The organism is Actinoplanes sp. G11-F43 (genome assembly GCF_050589265.1).
GTDB lineage: Bacteria > Actinomycetota > Actinomycetes > Mycobacteriales > Micromonosporaceae > Actinoplanes.
In genome coordinates this window covers 1-18,086 of sequence record NZ_JBNZCE010000067.1, presented here as the reverse complement: position 1 = coordinate 18,086, position 18,086 = coordinate 1, and the positions used below count along the sequence as shown (strand labels likewise).

Annotated in this window: 11 protein-coding genes; 6 read left to right on the top strand and 5 right to left on the bottom strand. The window is 70.7% G+C overall.

Annotated features, from left to right (window positions below; all coding sequences use genetic code 11):
• Window positions 1-245 precede the first annotated feature (245 nt).
• The 3 genes from ACQ0O7_RS43945 to ACQ0O7_RS43935 form a co-directional block, all read right to left on the bottom strand.
• Window positions 246-1,754, bottom strand: coding sequence for a glycosyltransferase family 39 protein (locus tag ACQ0O7_RS43945; RefSeq protein WP_430791880.1), 1,509 nt, complete (start codon window positions 1,752-1,754; stop codon window positions 246-248).
• Between the two features lie 142 nt (window positions 1,755-1,896).
• Window positions 1,897-2,604: a hypothetical protein gene (locus ACQ0O7_RS43940; RefSeq protein WP_430791879.1), complete on the bottom strand. Its 708-nt coding sequence runs from the start codon at window positions 2,602-2,604 to the stop codon at window positions 1,897-1,899.
• Window positions 2,605-2,677: 73 nt separating this feature from the next.
• Window positions 2,678-4,762 carry a PhoX family protein gene (locus tag ACQ0O7_RS43935; RefSeq protein WP_430791877.1) on the bottom strand — a complete coding sequence of 695 codons (2,085 nt, stop codon included), beginning with the start codon at window positions 4,760-4,762 and terminating at the stop codon, window positions 2,678-2,680.
• A 338-nt stretch (window positions 4,763-5,100) separates the two neighbouring features.
• Between ACQ0O7_RS43935 and ACQ0O7_RS43930 the strand changes: the two genes are divergently transcribed.
• The 6 genes from ACQ0O7_RS43930 (at window position 5,101) to ACQ0O7_RS43905 (ending at window position 14,220) form a co-directional block, all read left to right on the top strand.
• Entirely contained in the window at window positions 5,101-7,584 is a 2,484-nt protein-coding gene (locus tag ACQ0O7_RS43930; RefSeq protein WP_430791875.1) for an alpha-L-arabinofuranosidase C-terminal domain-containing protein, read from the top strand.
• Between the two features lie 11 nt (window positions 7,585-7,595).
• Window positions 7,596-8,981, top strand: coding sequence for a family 43 glycosylhydrolase (locus tag ACQ0O7_RS43925; RefSeq protein ID WP_430791874.1), 1,386 nt, complete (start codon window positions 7,596-7,598; stop codon window positions 8,979-8,981).
• A 108-nt stretch (window positions 8,982-9,089) separates the two neighbouring features.
• Window positions 9,090-9,527: an RrF2 family transcriptional regulator gene (locus ACQ0O7_RS43920; protein WP_430791873.1), complete on the top strand. Its 438-nt coding sequence runs from the start codon at window positions 9,090-9,092 to the stop codon at window positions 9,525-9,527.
• Between the two features lie 12 nt (window positions 9,528-9,539).
• Window positions 9,540-10,751, top strand: a complete 1,212-nt coding sequence (locus ACQ0O7_RS43915; RefSeq protein WP_430791872.1) for a globin domain-containing protein — start codon at window positions 9,540-9,542, stop codon at window positions 10,749-10,751.
• A gap of 155 nt (window positions 10,752-10,906) precedes the next feature.
• The gene (locus ACQ0O7_RS43910; RefSeq protein ID WP_430791871.1) at window positions 10,907-12,544 is read left to right on the top strand and encodes a PAS domain S-box protein; all 1,638 of its coding nucleotides are present in this window, start codon (window positions 10,907-10,909) and stop codon (window positions 12,542-12,544) included.
• Between the two features lie 53 nt (window positions 12,545-12,597).
• Window positions 12,598-14,220 carry a putative bifunctional diguanylate cyclase/phosphodiesterase gene (locus ACQ0O7_RS43905; RefSeq protein WP_430791870.1) on the top strand — a complete coding sequence of 541 codons (1,623 nt, stop codon included), beginning with the start codon at window positions 12,598-12,600 and terminating at the stop codon, window positions 14,218-14,220.
• On the opposite strand, the gene ACQ0O7_RS43900 is transcribed toward ACQ0O7_RS43905, so the two are convergent.
• Both ACQ0O7_RS43900 and ACQ0O7_RS43895 read right to left on the bottom strand, forming a co-directional pair.
• The gene (locus ACQ0O7_RS43900; RefSeq protein WP_430791869.1) at window positions 14,207-15,748 is read right to left on the bottom strand and encodes a hypothetical protein; all 1,542 of its coding nucleotides are present in this window, start codon (window positions 15,746-15,748) and stop codon (window positions 14,207-14,209) included. The genes ACQ0O7_RS43905 and ACQ0O7_RS43900 overlap by 14 nt on opposite strands.
• A 33-nt stretch (window positions 15,749-15,781) precedes the next feature.
• Window positions 15,782-18,086 (bottom strand): polymorphic toxin type 27 domain-containing protein (locus tag ACQ0O7_RS43895; RefSeq protein ID WP_430791868.1); only part of this gene is annotated, 2,305 nt, incomplete at its 5' end.

The following is an 18,086-nucleotide window of genomic DNA, read 5'->3' as shown; positions in this document are numbered from 1 at the left end:
GTTCGCTCTCCCGAAACAACGACCCACCCCGCCACGGAACGTTCGCTCTCCCGAAACAACGACCCACCCCGCCACGGAACGTTCGCTCTCCCCGAAACAACGACCCACCCCGCGACAGAACGTTCGCTCTCCCCGAAACAACGACCCACCCCGCGACAGAACGTTCGTTCTCGCGAAAGAAGGGGCGGCTTTGCGACAGAACGTTCGTTCTCGCTGACCGGACGGGCGCTGGCTCGCCGGAGGGCTCAGGACCTGCGCTCGTACAGGGTGATCGTCGCTCTCTTGGCGTGCCACGTGCCGGCCTTGCGGTAGTCGGCGGACAGCAGCGGGCGCAGATCGGGCCGGGCGCTCACCGGATCGTCGCGGCGGGCGCCGACCATCAGCCAGATCCGGCGGGCGCCGGTGACGTGGGCGGCGGCGTCGGTGTGTTCGGTGGCGATGAGCCAGCCGGTTTCGGCGGACGGCACCCGGACCAGTGGGTCGGCGGGGGCCAGTGGTGAGGCGAAGCCGGAGTCGGGGTCGCGCAGGTAGTAGTCCATGCCGGCGCGGGTGGACCGGTTCTGCGCGGGATAGACGATCACGTCGCCGGGTGCGGCGCGGCTGGTGATGATCTGGGCGGCGGTGCGGTAGTCGGGTCCGGTCTTGGCGTCGTGGGCGCGGACCGCCCGCTGGCCGGGGATGGCGATGGCGCCGAGCAGCAGCAGTGCGGTGATCACCCGGAGGAGGGTGAACCGGGGCCAGCCGTCGCGGCCGCCGGTGAGGGCGACGGCGGCGAGCATGGCCAGCGGGGCGAGGACGACGAGCAGGTAGCGGGCCACCCACATGGGTGAGATGAGTGCGGACACCACGGCCAGGACGGCGAGGGGGCCGACCGCGAACAGGGCGACGGGGGCGAGCCTGCGCAGGGGGCGCCAGGAGACGAGGACGGTCAGGCCGATCAGGAACCAGGCGACTTCGCGGGAGCCGGTGATCTCGCCGGGCATGCCGTGCAGGCTGCGCAGGGTGAGCGGGTCGACCCAGTGGAGTTGGGTGTCCTGCTGGTGCAGGCCGAACCAGGCGATCGGCAGGAGCGGGAGCAGGGCGGCGGTGACGGTGCCGGCCCAGGCGGGGATCCGGTCGCGGCGGTGCAGGACGACGAACGCGGCGTGGGCGACGAGGGTGGTCAGCGCGACGAGGTGGAACAGGCCGGTGAGCAGGACGCTCAGGCCGTACCAGAGCCAGGGTGTGCGGTTTCGGACCAGCAGCAGCAGTGCGAGGACCGCGAAGAAGCAGGCGAAGGCGTACGGCCGGGCTTCGGCCGCGTAGCGGGACGTGTTCGGGATCATGCACAGGATCAGTCCGGTGACCAGGCCGGCCATCGGGGTGAAGAGGCGGCGGCCGAGTTCGGCGGTGACCGCGACGGCGCCGGCCATGGCCACGATCGACGGGAGTCGCAGGGTGGTCTCGGAGGTGCCGGCGAGGGCTGTCCACCAGTGCAGGAGCAGGTAGTAGAAGCCGAAGACGGCGTCCAGGTTGGGGAGCAGGTCGAGGATCTGCGGGACGGAGCGGGAGGAGACTTCGGCGGAGGTGACCTCGTCCCAGCTGAGGGCGGGCCGGCCGGCGTGGACGAGGCCGACGCCGAGCATGAGCGCGCCGGAGAGTCCGGCGGGCAGGATCCGCAGCAGCCACGGCGCGATCGGGGTTCGGGGTGGTGGTGGCGCCACCACCGGTGGACTGCCGACCTCCGGTCGTGTCGTCGTCTGTGTCTCGTTCAACCCGTCACCCCCGCCGGCGTCACCGCACGTGCTTCGGTCCCTGACGGTCAGGTACACGCCGCACGGGGGTCGTCCGGATCATCCGGGCGGCGAATTGAGCCGTCGAACACCCACGTTCCCCCGTCGCGACGATGAACGCGAGTCAGCCGGGGAACTCTCTCACCAGGCGGGTGTACTCGGTCTCGGTGCCGATGGCGGCGCGTATTTCGGGCCGGTGGGCGTACTCGTGCACGGCGTAGGAGAGGAACCGCGCGTCGATGCTGACGGCGGGCAGCGCGGGCCCGATCGGGCGCCAGCCGCGGCGGCGGATCAGGCCGGCTCGGGAGAACATCAGCGACACCTTGTCGCGGCCGGTGACGTACGCCGGGTTGGGGACGCCGGTGAACGCCTCCCACGGGATGACGATCGAGCCGAACGGCTGACGGTCCTCGACTCCGTCGGGGGTCAGGCGTACCCCGCCGGCCCGGAAGACCAGGCACCAGCCGAGGGTCAGCGCGGTGGCCCAGACGGCGATGAGCACGGTGTCGAAGAGGTCCCCGCCGAGGAGACCGCTGACGCTGGTGCCGCCCTGGACGGTGAACGCCGCGAAGAGCAGGGTCATCCCGGCGGCCGGCAGCGTCTCGAACGAGGGCGCCTCGGGGCGGACCCGCAGAGCCACCGGGTGGTAGCCGCGCAGGGCGACCAGGGCGAGCACGAACGCGCCGAGTATCACCACGGTGCCGGTGACGAAGACCAGGTCCCGGTCCGCCGCCGACTGCCGGAGCAGTCCGAGGCCGGCCGCCAGGGCCAGTGACAGCAGCAGGACGGCGGGGCGGTTGCGGCCCACCAGCGAGCACACCTTGATCAGCACGGCCACGATGGTAGGGGAGGCCGGCGACGGTACGGCCGTGGAGTCCCCGGACCCCACGGCCGTTCGGTGTGTGTCAGCTGCCGATCGGCCCGCCGTCGGCCTTCCAGGTGACGACGACGCCGGGTTTGGCGAAGTCGCCGTCCGGCCAGACCGAGGCCGGGTTGTCCACCGACGCGCCGGTGATCTCGCCGGGGTGCTGGACGGCGACGAAGACCGACCGGTCGTCGCCGGTGATGAACGGGCCGCAGGTCTCGGCGCCCTTCGGCACGGTCAGGAACTGGCGCAGGTGGCCGCGCTCCTTCCCTTCGATCGGGGTGGCGAAGAGGCCGTCGTTGCTGCCGAGCGCGTTGCCGTCGGTGGAGATCCACAGGTTGCCGGCGCTGTCGAAGGCGACGTTGTCGGGGCAGGAGATCGGCGAGACCTTGGTCTTGTCGTATCCGCCGAAGTAGGTGTCGGCCGCGGCCGGGTCACCGCAGACGATCGGCAGGTCCCAGGTGAACGTGGTGCCGGTGTGGTCGCCGCGGTCCTCGGTGATCTCGAAGATGTGGCCGTGTTTGTTGGCGTTGCGCGGGTTGGCCTCGTCGGCTGCCGGGTTCGTGCCGACGCCGCGGTTGGTGTTGTTGGTCATCGCCGCGTAGATCTTGCCGGTACGCAGGCTGGGCTGGACGTCCTCGGGACGGTCCATCTTGGTGGCGCCGACCGCGTCGCCGGCGAGCCGGGTGAAGGTGAGCACCTCGACGGCGGTCATGCCGGGCACGAAGGACCGGTTGCCGGACACCAGCTTGATCCACTTGCCCTTGCCGTCGAACCGCTTGTCCGACGGCAGCTTGCCGGTGCCGTCGATCTCGCCGGCCGGGCTGTCGCCGGTGGCCTTGGCGACGTAGAGGGTGCCGGACTCCAGCAGGGTCAGGTTGTGCTTGCGGGCCCACGGGGCGTCGCTCTTGATGTACTTCTTGTCGGAGACGAACTTGTACAGGTAGTCGAAGCGCTCGTCGTCGCCCATGTACGCGACGACGTGCCCGCTCTTGGCGACGATGACGTTGGCGCCCTCGTGCTTGAACCGGCCCATCGCGGTGTGTTTGCGCGGCCGGCCCTCCGGGTCGAACGGGTCGACCTCGACGATCCAGCCGAACCGGTTGACCTCGTTGGGGTGCTTGGCCAGGTCGAACCGCTCCTGTGCCCGCTCCCACTTGCGGCTGCCGCTGGGGTACCGGGCGGTGGTGGTGACGCCGTACCGGTTGAGCTTGGTCTTGACGTCGGCCGCGACCGCGTCGCCGCCGACGAAGTACTGGTTGAAGTTCTCCTCGCCGGACAGCACGGTGCCCCACGGGGTGACGCCGCCGGCGCAGTTGTTCAGCGTACCGATGACGATCTTTCCGGACGGGTCGGCGGCGGTCTTCACCACGGCTGAGCCGGCGACCGGGCCGGTCAGTTTGAACTCGGTGTCCAGGGCGGTGATCCGGCGGTTGTAGCGCAGCTGGCGGGCCTTGACCGGCTTCCAGTTGCCGGTACGCCCGACCTTCTCGATCTCCACCACGGACAGGCCGTGGGCGGCGATGGCCACCTTGACCTGTTCCAGGGTGAGCGCGTCCTGGGTGGTGAAGCCCCGGAACATCAGGTCCTCGTTGGTGTACTCGTGGTTCACCACGAGCAGCGCCCGGTCCTTCTCGCCGGGCACCGGGACGACCCCGACGAAGTCGTTGTTGTAGCCGAACTGCCGGGACTGGGCGGCGGCGGTCTGCCGGTCCACGTCGAACGCGGGCGCGCCGGGCACCACCGGGTCGCCCCAGCGGATCACCACCGATGAGCGGTAGCCCCGCGGGACGGTGAACGCGTCCAGGGTGTTCGGGGCGACCGGTGTGAAGCCGATCCGGCCGGCTTTCGCAGGGGGCTGATGCCCCTTGCCGTGCGCGGCGGCCGGGCTCGCGGCGAGGGTGGACCCGCCGAAGCCGAGCACCATCGCGCCGGCCGCACCGGCGGCGATCACACCGCGGCGGCTCATCTCGGCGTTCACCACGTCACCCAGGTACGGGTTGGCCGATTCGTTCGGCACCGGATGGTCACACGCGTTGCCGCATCGGTACAGGCAGGTCATCGCGTCTCGGCTGCCGCCGCTGTGTCCCAGCAGCGGCAGCAGGCGGCGCTTGAAGTCCGGCATCGGTTCGTTCTCCTCGGTCTCTCGCCGTCCTGCGACGGCGCGCTGCCCGGACGCTAAGAAGCCGAGGTGTACGCGGAAGTGAACGAGGGGTGAACGTCCACGACGGACGCCTGAAGATCTCTCGCGGGTGATCGGCGGAAGCCGCACCCGAGTCCGGCCCGAGCCGGACCCCGTTCTCCCTGGTTAACGCTAACAAATGCGTGGTCGCGGTGTTGCAGCGCTGCAAGCGCATCGACGCCCAGCTCTTGACAGGGGTGTCGATGTTTGCGTACACATTGCTGAACCCGTCCACCGGAAACACTTCTGAAACCGTTGCGATCCGCACCGGAGGACCCTTCATGCGCAGAATCCCCTACCGCCTAGCGGGCGCGGCCGCCGTTCTGGTCACGCTGCCGCTCGCGGTCTCGCCACCGGTGGCCGCCCACGCGGTCGAGCCGGACTACACCATCACGGTGACCCCGGGCGCCACCGGCGCCGCCATCCCCGACTCGATGTACGGCGTCTTCTTCGAGGACATCAACTACGCGGCCGACGGCGGCCTCTACGCCGAACTGGTACGCAACCGGTCGTTCGAGTTCAACAGCACCGACGCGGCCGGCTGGAACGGGCTGACCGGATGGACCGCCACCGGCCCGGCCACGGTGACCAACGACGATCAGCGGCTCAACGAGCGCAACCGGAACTACCTGACGGTGACCGGGGCGGCCACGCTGGTCAACTCCGGGTACAACACCGGCCTGGCCGTGAAGAAGTCGGACAGGTACGAATTCTCGGTCTGGGCGAAGGGCTCGACGTCGGTCCAGGTCGCCCTGCAGACCGCGGACGGCACCGCGCTGTCGGCCCCGATCACGATCGCCGTCGCCGGTGACACCTGGAAGAAGTACACCGGCACCCTCCGGGCCACCGCCACCAGCGACGTCGCCCGGCTGAGCGTCAGGACCGCCGGCAGCGTACGCCTGGACGAGATCTCGCTGTTCCCGAAGGACACCTACAAGGGCCGGGCCAACGGGCTGCGCAAGGACCTGGCCCAGAAGGTCGCCGACCTCGATCCCGGCTTCGTCCGCTTCCCCGGCGGCTGTCTGGTCAACACCGGCAGCATGTACGCCTACGACGCCGCGAACAACTACCCGCGGGCCCGCGCGTACCAGTGGAAGGACACCGTCGGCCCGGTCGAGACCCGGGCGACGAACAAGAACTTCTGGGGCTACAACCAGACCTACGGTCTCGGCTACTACGAGTACTTCCAGTTCTCCGAGGACATCGGGGCCATGCCGCTGCCGGTGGTGCCCGCCCTGGTGACCGGTTGTGGCCAGAACCGGGCGACCGTCGACGAGGCGCTGCTCCAGCGGCACATCCAGGACGCCCTGGACCTGATCGAGTACGCCAACGGGCCGGCCACCAGCACCTGGGGCAAGGTCCGGGCGGCGGCCGGGCACCCGAAGCCGTTCGGGCTGACCACGATCGCGGTCGGCAACGAGGAGAACCTGCCGAACGAGTACTGGGCGAACTTCCTCAAGTTCGAGGCCGCGATCAAGGCGAAACACCCGGACATCGTGGTGGTCAGCAACTCCGGCCCGGACGACCAGGGCGCCACCTTCGAGAACCTGTGGGCGAAGAACCGGGCGCACGGCTCGGACATGGTGGACGAGCACTACTACAACAGCCCGGCCTGGTTCCTGCAGAACAACAAGCGTTATGACGCGTACGACCGCAATGGTCCCAAGGTCTTTCTCGGCGAGTACGCCTCGCTGGACAACAAACTGTTCAACAGTCTGGCCGAGGCCGCCTACATGACCGGCCTGGAGCGCAATGCCGACGTGGTGAAGATGGCGTCCTACGCGCCGCTGCTCGCCAACGTCGACAACGTGCAGTGGAAGCCGGACATGATCTGGTTCGACAACGACGAGTCGTGGGGCTCCACCAGCTACCAGGTGCAGAAGCTGTTCATGAACAACGTCGGTGACCGGGTCGTCCCGTCCACCGCCACCGGCAACGTGGTGCAGCCGAAACCGATCACCGGCGCGATCGGGCTGTCCACCTGGCGGACCGCCGCGACCTACGACGACGTCAAGGTCACCCGGCCGGACGGCACCGTGCTCTACAGCGACGACTTCAACGACGGGACCGCCGACGGCTGGACCTCGGTGACCAACCGGGGCAACTGGACAGCGGGCAACGGTGGATACGCGCAGACGACCACCGACACCGAGGACACCATGGTCAAGGCCGCGACCATCGGCGAGACCGATTACGACTACACGCTGAAGGCCACCAAGCAGTCCGGCGCGGAGGGCTTCCTGGTCGCGTTCGGCATCCAGGAGACCGGCCGGTTCTACTGGTGGAACCTGGGCGGCTGGAACAACACCCAGGGCGCGGTCGAGAAGGGCGTCACCTCGGCCAAGGAGCAGATCCTGACCAAGCCCAACGTGGTGACGACCGGACAGACCTACGACCTCAAGATTTCGGTACGGGGTACCAAGGTCACCCTGATCCTCGACGGCGTGGAGTGGGCCTCGTTCGACGACAACGCGGTCACCGAGCCGTTCGCACAGGTCGTCACCGAGGACACCCGCCGTGGCGAGCTGATCGTCAAGGTGGTGAACGCGCAGGACACCCCGGCGGTCACGAAGATCGACCTGGGCAGGCGCAAGGTGGCCCGTACCGCGAAGCAGACCGTGATCACCGGTGACCCGGGCGAGCAGAACACCCGGTCGGCCGAGCCGATCCTGCCGGTCACCTCCACGGTGAGCGTCGCGAGCGTCTTCACCCGCGAGTTCCCGGCGAACTCGGTCACCTTCCTCCGCATCAAGACGACCCGGTGAGGGGCCCGCTGATGAACCGTCGAACCGTACTGGCGGGTGGCGCCGTGGGTGCCATGGCCGTCGTCCTGCCCGGGGGCGCGTCCGGCGCGCCCACCCTCCGGCCCGATGCGGAGATCTACGGCGTGCCCACCGTGGACCCGCTGATCAGCCAGCGTGCCGACCCGTGGATCACCAAACCGGTCGGCGGGCAGTACTACTTCACCGGCTCGGTGCCCGAATACGATCGGCTGATCGTGCGCGGCGCCCCGACCATCGAGGGCCTGGCCGACGCCGAGGAGTCGGTGATCTGGCGGCGTCCCACCAGCGGCACCATGGGCGGCCACATCTGGGCGCCGGAGCTGCACCGGATCGGCGGGCGGTGGTACATCTACTTCGCCGCCGGGGACGCCGGGGACGTGTTCCGGATCCGCACCTACGTGCTGGAGTCGGCCCTCGACGACCCGCGGGACCCGGCCGGCTGGACGCTCAAGGGCAAGCTGGTCACCGAGTGGGACGGGTTCACGCTCGACGCCACCTCGTTCACCCACAAGGGCCGGCAGTACCTGGTGTGGGCGCAGAGTGAGCCGGAGATCGCGGTCAACACCAGCCTGTACATCGCCGAGATGGCCAATCCGTGGACGCTGAAGACCAAGCCGACCCGGATCGCGACTCCCACCCTGAGCTGGGAGATCATCGGGTTCCGGGTGAACGAGGGGCCGGCGGTGCTGATCCGTAACGGCCGGGTGTTCCTCGCCTACTCGGCCAGTGCCACCGACTCCAACTACTGTATGGGGCTGTTGACGGCGTCGGCGTCGGCTGATCTGCTGTCCCGGTCCAGCTGGACCAAACACCCGGATCCGATTTTCACGACGAATGAGGCCACGTCGCGTTTCGGGCCGGGACACAACTCGTTCACGGTGACCCCGGACGGGACCGACGTGCTGGTCTACCACGCGCGGGACTACCGGCAGATCACCGGCGACCCGCTGTACGACCCCAACCGGCACACCCGCGTGCAGAAGCTCTACTGGCACGAGGACGGGACGCCGCTGTTCGGTATCCCGGTCGGGTCGGGCGGGCCGATCGTGCGGCTGTCGCCGTCGGACGCGCCGCGCTCGTTCGTCAAGCACGAGGGTGACGTGTTGCGGACCGCGCACGCGCCGCGCGAGCTGGAGCTGACCCAGTTCCGGTTCGTCGCGGGGGCCGGCGACACGGAGACGGTCCAGTCGGTCGACCAGCCCACGAAGTTCCTGACGGTCAGCGGCACCACGGTATCGCTGAGCACCACCGGAACACCTGTCACCCGGGTGGCGTCGCGGGGCGGGGTGACCGTCCGGGTCGCGCCCGGCCGGTACCTACTGGCCCGCAACGGGCAGCTCACGGTCAGTGACAGGGCGACGGTCTTCAAGCTCAGCTGACCGATTCCGATCGATACGGGGCGCGCCTTCGGGTGCGCCCCGTTTTTGTGGGCCTGATCTCCTCTCTAAAACAGGACTTTCAAACTCTTCTTTTAGTACGGTCGACCCGTGCGACTGAACCGATCCACCGACATCGGGCTGCGCGTCCTGATGCTCGCCGCCGCCCGGGCCGACGACCTGCTCACCATCGACGAGCTGGCCGCCTCGGTGGCGGTCCCGCGCAGCCACCTCGCCAAGGTGGTCCAGCGGCTGCAGCATCTCGGCCTGCTCGACACGGTGCGCGGCCGCTCCGGCGGGGTCCGCATCGCCACCGGCGCGCAGGACGCGTCCATCGGCGGACTGGTCCGCGACCTCGAGGGAGACACCGAGGTCGTCGAATGCGGCGGGGAGACCCCCTGCCCACTCAACGTGGGTTGCCGCCTGCGGGGAGCGCTGCGTGTCGCACAGGAGGCGTTCTACGCCTCGCTCGACCCCCTCACGATCGGCGATCTGGCGGCGCCACCGGTCCGCCAGGTGCTCCTCGCCCTCGGCCCCACCCGCTCCTGACTTGGAGGAAGAATGCTCTCCTCATCCAGTGCCCCGATCATCGAGGCCACCCTGCCGGTCGTCGGCGAGCACCTGGAGACCATCTCCGGCGTCTTCTACGACACGATGCTCGGCGAGAACCCGGACCTGCTGAACCTGTTCAGCCGCTCCGCCCAGGCCACCGGGGAGCAGAAGAGCGCCCTGTCCGGCGCGGTCGCCGCCTACGCCGCCCACCTGATCGGCGCCGGCCCCGACGGCGCCGTGTTCGAGCACATCGTCGAGCGCATCGCCCAGCGGCACTGCGCCCTCGGCATCCGTCCCGAGCAGTACACGATGGTCGGCCGTTACCTGCTCGGCGCGGTCGGCACGGTCCTCGGCGACGCGGTCACCCCGGCCGTCGCCGCCGCCTGGGACGAGGTCTACTGGCTGTTCGCCGCCCGCCTGATCGGCCGGGAGGCGCGCATCTTCGCCGAGGCCGGGGTGAACGGCGCCGACCCGTGGCGGACCTACACGGTGATCAGCAAGGTCACCGAGGCCCACGACGCGGTCTCGTTCGTGCTGTCGCCGGCCGACGGGCGGCCGGCCCCCGACTTCCACCCCGGCCAGTACGTGACGGTCGACGTCGCACTGCCCGGCGCCGGACAGCAGCTCCGGCAGTATTCGCTGTCCCAGGCCCCGGCCGGCGGCACCCTGCGGATCACCGTCCGCCGGGTGCGCGGGATCAACGGCGCCCCGGACGGGGTGGTCTCCGGTCACCTGCACGAGCACGTGCGGGCCGGCGACGAGCTGAGGCTGAGCCAGCCGTACGGCGATCTGACCCTGACCCGGGACCACACCCCGCTGCTGCTGATCAGCGCCGGGGTGGGGGTCACCCCGATGGCGGCGATCCTGGACCACGTGGCCCGCAACCAGCCGACCCGGGAGGTGACCGCGGTGCACGCCGACCGCAGCCCCGACCGGCACCCCCTGCGCACCGACATGACCGGGTACGGCGCCCGGCTGCGCTCGTTCCGCAACATGTACTGGTACGAGCAGGCCGCCGAGGAGCCGGACACCTTCCTCGGCCGGATCGACACCGACCTGATCCCGGTGCACCCGGACGCCGAGGTCTACCTGTGCGGGCCGGCGCCGTTCATGCAGGCGGTCCGGGCCGGGCTGCACCGCCGGGGCGTCGCCGACGAGCGGATCCGGTACGAGGTGTTCGGCTCCGAGCAGTGGCGCCGGCCCGTGCCGGTGGCCGCCTGACGACCCCCGTTCGTTCGTGTGCCGATCTGTGGCTCGATCCGAGCCACAGATCGGCACACGGTGTGGCGGTATGGCGGTGTGGCGGTGTGGCGCGGTCTTGCCGCGTTGCAAACGGTTCGCTCAGGTCGGGCCGGGGCGCACCGATAGAGCCGGGCGTGTGCACCGTCGAAGCCCCTCAGATCAGCGCCCCGGCGGCCGGCCTCCGGGAACGTGCCGTGGACTCCTCCGGACTGGCCTTCCTGCAGATCGACAGGTTCGGAGTGATCCGCGACTGGAATCCGGCCGCCGAGAAGATCTTCGGCTGGACCCGGGACGAGATCATCGGGCAGCGCCTGACCGAGACGATCATCCCGCCGGCGCTGCGGTCCGCGCACAGCGCCGGATTCGCCAGGCACCTGGTCAGCGGGGAGAGCGACATCATGGGCCACCCGGTCGAGGTGCCCGCGGTCCACCGGGACGGCTCCGAACTGCGCGTGTCGATGACCGTCGACACGCTCGGCCCGGACGGCTTCTTCGCCTTCGTCACCGACCAGACCGACGGGCACCGCGCCCAGCAGGAACTCCAGCGCAGCAACACGCTGATCAGCGCGATCCTGCAGCACACCACCGCGATGATCTCGGCGAAGGACCTGGACGGCCGCTACCTGTTCGTCAACGGCGAGTACGAGCGGGTCTTCCAGGTCACCGCGGCCGACCTGGTCGGCCGCAGCGAGGCCGACCTGCTGTCCGCCGCGGTGGTCGCGGTCGGGCGCACCCACGACCAGGAGGTGGCCGAGACCGGACAGGCCAGGACGGTCCTGGAGGAGATCCCGTTCGGCGACGAGATCCGCCAGTACGTGGTCACCCGGGTCCCGCTGACCGACCCGGACGGCACCGTCTACGGCGTGTGCACGATCGGCATCGACGACACCGTCCGGCGGCGCAGCGAGGACGTGATCGCGGCCGGCGAACAGCGCTTCTGGAACACCGTGAACAACGCGCCCGGCATGCTCTACCAGTTCCGGATGGAACCGGACGGGGAGGCCTCGTTCACCTTCGTCTCCGAGGGCTGCCGCGACATCTACCTGGTCACCCCGGAGGAGGTGCTGGCCTCATCCGGCCGGATCATCGACGTGATCGCCCCCGAGGACCGCGAGGCCTACCTGGAGAGCGTGCTGCACTCGGCCCGCACCCTGGAACCCTGGCACTGGCGCGGCAGCATCATCCGGCGCGACGGCACCCGGCGCTGGCTGTACGGGGTGTCCCGCCCCCACCGTGAACCGGGCGGCGCCGTCGTCTGGGACGGCATGCTCCTGGACCGCACCCGCGAACGCCACACCGAGGTGGACCTGGAAGCCGTCCGCGGCGACCTGACCGACCTGGTGGACCGCCTGGCCGTACTGGCCGCGGTACTCCCGGCGGGCCCGGCGCCGGCCCCCGAACTGGCCGCCCTGGTGACCGAGAGGGATCAGGAGGCGCTGCTGGACGCGTGGCGCGTGGCCCTTCGCGGCGAACGCATCGACACGGTCCTCGCCGGCCACGACAGCCGCATGCTCGTCCGCCTGCGCCCCCGAGGCTACGAGGAGGTGGTCGCGTCCTGCTTCCCGGTGGCTCTCCCGGATTGCGCGGCCCCCGCGAGCAAGAACGTTCCGTCCACCAACGCAACGACCACCCCGACCACCGCGATCACGGCAACCACCGCAAGCAAGAACGTTCTGTCTACCCGCGGAACGGACTCGCCGGACTCCCCGACCACCCCGACCACCCCGGCCACCCCAAGCAAGAACGTTCTGTCTACCGGCGGCGCCGCGTGAGCGGGTCGGCCGGGCCTCGGCTGCCCCGTAAGCTCGGTGAGATCGGTATCCCGATGACGCCGTTGCCCGCGCATACCCCGACCGGTGACGTCCAGGCGATCCTCGACGCCGACGGGCTCGCCCCCGGGGTGATCGTGGCGTCCGGCGGCGGCTACCGGCTGATCAGCCGGTCCGTGGTGGACCGGGTCCGGACCGGGTGCACCGCCGGTGAGCTGACCTCGGTGTCCACCCTGGAGCTGCCCGCCGACACCGACATCGACGTGGCCGCCGAGGCCGCGCTGGACCGGCCCGCCGACGAGCGGGAGGAGCCGGTGCTGGTGTGCTGGCCGGACGGCCGGTACGGGATCGCGCCGATCGTCGACCTGCTCGCCGCGATGGCCGGCCGGTTCGCCCGGCTGTCCCGCACCGACCCGCTGACCGGGCTACCCAACCGCGCCGCCGTCCAGTCCGAGGGCCAGCGCCGGCTGGACGCCGGTGAGCTGGTCGCGGTCGTACACCTCGGTCTGGATCGTTTTCAGGACGCCAACGACGTGCTCGGTCATCTCGGCGCCGACGTCCTGCTGAACCGGGTGGCCGCCGCGCTCGGCAGCGCCCGGGGCAGCGGCAACCTGGCCGCCCGGCTGGACGGTGACCAGTTCGTGGTGCTGCTGTCCGATCTGCCGGCCGGGCAGACCCCGCAGAGTGTGGGCCGCCGTCTGGCCGCCGGCATCCGCGGCCCGCATCCGGTCGACGGCCTGCCGATCAGCGTCGAGGCCAGCATCGGCATCAGCCACGCCGACCACCACGACGTCACCGTGCTGATGCGCCGGGCGGCCGCGGCCATGCGCCGGGCCAAGCACGAGCGCACCGGTGTCGTCGAGTGGACCCCCACCCTGGACACCAACCAGCGGGTCGACCTGCGTCAGCTCACCGAGTTGCGGGCCGGGCTGCGTACCGGCCATCTGCGCCTGCACTACCAGCCGTTGCACGACGCGGCGAGCCGGCGCATCCACGGCGCCGAGGCCCTGGTCCGCTGGCAGCACCCGCAGCGCGGCCTGCTGCCGCCCGGTGTCTTCCTGCCGGACGCGGAACGGTCCGACGTGATCCTGGAACTGACCGACTGGGTGCTGGCCGAGGCCCTGCACCAGGCGTCGGTGTGGGCGAAAGCCGGCCATCACATCCCGGTGTCGGTCAACCTGCCGCCCGCCTACCTGGCCCAGGATCGCGCCGTCGACACCATCCTCACCCTGCTGGACCTGCAGCGGGTGCCCGCCACCATGCTCACCGTGGAGATCACCGAGACGGCGGTGCTGACCCGCCAGGAGCAGGTCGCCGCCCAGCTGGCCCAGTTGCGGGCCCGGGGCGTGCGGGTGGCCGTCGACGACTTCGGCACCGGCTACACGTCGCTGGGCCTGCTCCCGGCGCTGCCCATCGACGAGCTGAAGATCGACCGTTCGTTCGTGGTCCGCATGCACGACTCCCCCGCCCACGCCACCATCATCGACTCGGTGATCGCGATCGCCCGCGCCCTGGGCCTGACGGTGGTGGCCGAGGGTGTCGAGGACGAGCCCACCGCCGCCGACCTGACCACCGCGGGCGTCGACCTGCTGCAGGGCTTCGGCCTGAACCGCCCCCAGCCCCCGGACGTCATCCCCACCCTGCCGGGCCTGGTCACCGGCTCTCTCACCGGGGTGTGAGAGAGCCGTCGGCGGGCGCCGCGATCCGGTACATCGCCTCGACCGGCAGCCGGGGGTTGGCCGCCGCGTACTCGCCGAGGTCCGGATCGTCGAGCAGTTCGATGATCCGGGGCACCGGAAGGCGCGGGCAGGAGGCCATCGCCTGCCGCACCGGGGCGTCCGGATCGTTCACGAGTCGCGCCACGAGTGCCGGTTCGGCGTCCGGATCACGAGCGACCAGCAGCCGTACGGAGGGGTCGGCGTGGTCGGCGAACACGGCCAGGCCCGCTGACGGGAAGCGCGGGTTGTCGATCAACTGGTCGCGGCCGCAACCGTGATACTCCAGGTGACAACGCAGGAGAAGCCGCGGCGGTACGCCCGGGTGGTGCAGTGCGAGCAGTATCCGTACGCCAGGATCGGGGTCGTCGGCGAGAGCGTCGACGGCCTCGGCCGGCAACTCGGGATTGCGGGCGGCCCGCCGGCGCAGCAGCGGATTCACCGAACCGGCCCACCGTGACGCGTCGGCGAGCGGAGGCACCGGTTCGGCGGACGGATGACCCTCGGACCGGCACCGGCCGGCGGTTCCGAAGTGGCCGTCACCGTCGATCGTGGTGACGTCGATGTCGATGCCGGCCCGCTCCCGCTCGGTGAGACCCGGATGGACCGAGACCGCGGTACGGACCTCGGCGGCCGGGTCGGCGGCGAGTGCCAGCAGTTGCTCATGGTTCAGGTCGGAGCGCCCGGCCACCCGGCGCCGGATGATGGCGGCCGGGTGCCGCAGCAGGGCCGAGACCACGTCCGGCGGGGTGCTCGGATTCGCGGCCACGAAGAACAGCGCCTCGTCGTCCCCGTCGGCGACGACCTGATCGACGAGGGCCCGCGACAACGGCCGCTGGAGTACGGCCGCGAAGGCGTGACGATGACGATCGGGCAGGTCAGCCGGTCGCATGACACGCTCGTCCTCCGCGATCGCCGCGGCGGTGGCCGCCCGGATCGCCGGCACCGGATCGGTGAGCAGCGCCGCCCGGGACGCCTCGTCGAGCCAGTGCGGGTGCGCCGCCGCGTGGCGGCGCACCCGGGGATCCGGGTGCGCCGCGGCCAGACGGTACAGGCGCCTGTCGTACCGCATGGCGGGCCACAGTTCGCTGTACGCCTCACCGGGGGTCAGGAGCGCTTCGGGCGGCAGGTCCTCGATCCTGGCCAGCAGCCCGTTCACCATGTCGTCGGACAACGGCGGTTGCCCGGGAGCACCGAACGCCCGCACCATCACCCGCGTGTCCGGATCGGCCAGCAGCCGGCCACGGATCTCCGGCCGGACCCGCGGATGCTCGGCCAGCATGCCGCGGACCTCGGGCGACGGATGGCCGGCCATCGCCTTCTCCACCGCGGCGGGCAGATCGAGCCGGGCCTTCAGTGCCCGGGACGCGCACACGGGTGCCGTCCCGAGCAGCCGGAGCAGCAGGTCGAGTGGCGCGGCCGGATTCCTCGCCACCCCACGGCACCACCGCTCCGCCTGCGTCGACACGGGCCCCGATCCGCTACTGGTCATCACCTGCACGATAGTGAAGCGCCACCGATCGCCCTATACCAATCCCTTTCGCAGCTCGGCCCAGTCGGGTTCCGGGAAGACATCCAGCTTCTTCTTCTGCCAGTAGAAATCGATTTCCTCCCACTGCCGGTCGCCATCCCGGGGACGAAGAATCCTGTTTCCGAGTTTCGCCATCTCCCATGCCGTTCCATTTCCACTTCCGGACGCGATCTTCCAGGAACCGACGATGGGCAGACCTCGCCGATAGGCGTTGGCGAACGCTTCCTCCGGGGTGGCTCCCGGCAGTCCGTCCAACGTGACGCTCAGTTTCTTACTGGAGTCACCGATTGCCTCCTCCACCTTCTCCATCCACAACGGGCGGCCACTGACTCCGGGGATGCCGTACTTGTACCGGTCGTTGAAGGTGTGCGCGGACGGGTCACCCGCGTCCCGGAACGCCTTCGCCAGATCGTCCGAGTGGGGATTGACCCCCAGCACGACGTGGCAGTTGTGCACGAGAACGGATGCACTGCCGGCCCGTACGTAATAGGTGTGGATGTCGGCGACGGTGAGGTTGTGGACGCGGGCCGCAGCGCCGTGGTGACGTATCGCCGAGATCTGGACGAAGGTTCCGGAGCTGGTTCGCAGCCACTGCCCCGGGGCCAGGTTCTCGGCGTCGACCCATTCCGCCAGGTCGGCCACCCAGAACGGGTGGTTGTGGGTGGCGGTGATGGTGCCGTCGTCGACGACGATGTCGACGAGCTTCTTGTCGCCGGTGCCGGAGACGGTGGCGGTGACCGGTTTGGCGAGGGTGACTCCGGTGATCGGGTCGGTGGCCAGGACCTGATCGCCGGCCTTCAGGCCTTCGATGGGCCGGGCGGTACCGTCCGCCAGCAGCACGGGAGTCCCGGGCAGGAAGCTGTTGCGGCGGGCGTCGCAGCTCTCGCCGTCGCGGTCCTTCTTCTTCTTCAGCCGGCGGGCGTAGGCGATGAGTTCGTCTCGGCGCTTCTTGGCGTCCTTGACCTTCTGGAAGAACTTGACGATCTTCGGTACGGCTTTGACGATCTTGTAACCGGCACGGACCGCCTTGATGCCGCCGAGCAGGCCCGCCACGCTCCACAGACAGGCCTCGACGTTGCCGTCCCGGAAGCAGCCGATCAGGTCACCGGCGCCGGACAGTTCGTAGAGCAGGTCGGCGGCCTCGGCCTGGAGGAAGTCGAGGATGCTGAGCCCGGCGTCGGCGTGTGCCTGGCGCAGCTCGGCCTGTTCCTCGGGTGTGAGGTATTTCAGCAGGTCCGGGTCGAGGGGGTCGAGGGGGTCACCGGCCGCGGCGTCGGCGATGGCCTGCGCCTGCCGTTGGCGTTCGGCTTCCTCGGCGCGGTCGGCGGCCCGCTGGGCGTCGGCGGCGTGTTGCAGGGCGTCGCTCGCCGCCTGGGCGGCACTGTCGGCGTGGCGTTGCGCGCCGTCGGCTGCCGTGCGGGCCGCCGCGGCGTCGGCTTCGGCGGCGGTGGCGGCTTGCTGGGCGGCTGCGGCGTCGGCTTCGGCGGCGGTGGCTGCCCGGCCGGCGCGGTCGGCGTCGTCCTGGGCGTCCTGGGCGCTGCGTCCGGCGGCGTTGGCGTCGCTGGCCGCGGCGTTGGCGGCGGCTCTCGCGGCGGCGGCGTCGGCACGGGCCTGCGCGTCGTGCCGGGCCGCGTTGGCCGCGGCCAGACGGGCGGCTGCTCCTTCGGCGGCGGCCTGAGCGGCGGCTTGTTTGGCCTCGGCCGCGGACTGCGCCGCGTCGGCGGCCGACGTGGCGGCTTTGGCGGCCTCCTCGTAGGCGAATTTGACGTGTCGTTCGGCTCGTACGGCGGCCTCGCCGGCGAGTCTGGCCGCTTCCAGGGCCTCGGTGGCGCGGGCGCTGGCGGCGGCGGCCTGTTCGGCGCCGATGACCTTGGCCTGTTCGGCGATGCGGACGACGAAGTCGGCGTCGATGTCGGTACCGGTGAACGGGCGCACCATCGCGATGGCGGTGTCAGCCGGGGCGGCGATCCCGGCCGCCGACACGGCTGCGGCCTGGGACGCGGTCACCGCGTCGTCGGCCTGGGCGCTGGCGGCGACGGCTTCGGTGGTGGCGGCCTGTGCGGCGTCGCGGGTGCGGTCGGCGGCCCGCAACGACTTGCCGGCCTCGTCCTGGGCCTGTGACGCCAGCCGCTGCGCGGTATTGGCGGCGGTGGCGGCCTTGACCTGCTGGGCGGTGGCCTGGGCGGCCTTGGAGTCGGCCAGCACCCGGGCGGCATGGGTCGCGCGGGCACCGGACTCGGCCTTGTCGGCTGCCGCGTCGGCGGACCGGGCCGCGGCCTGGGCCTTCTCCGCGGCGGCC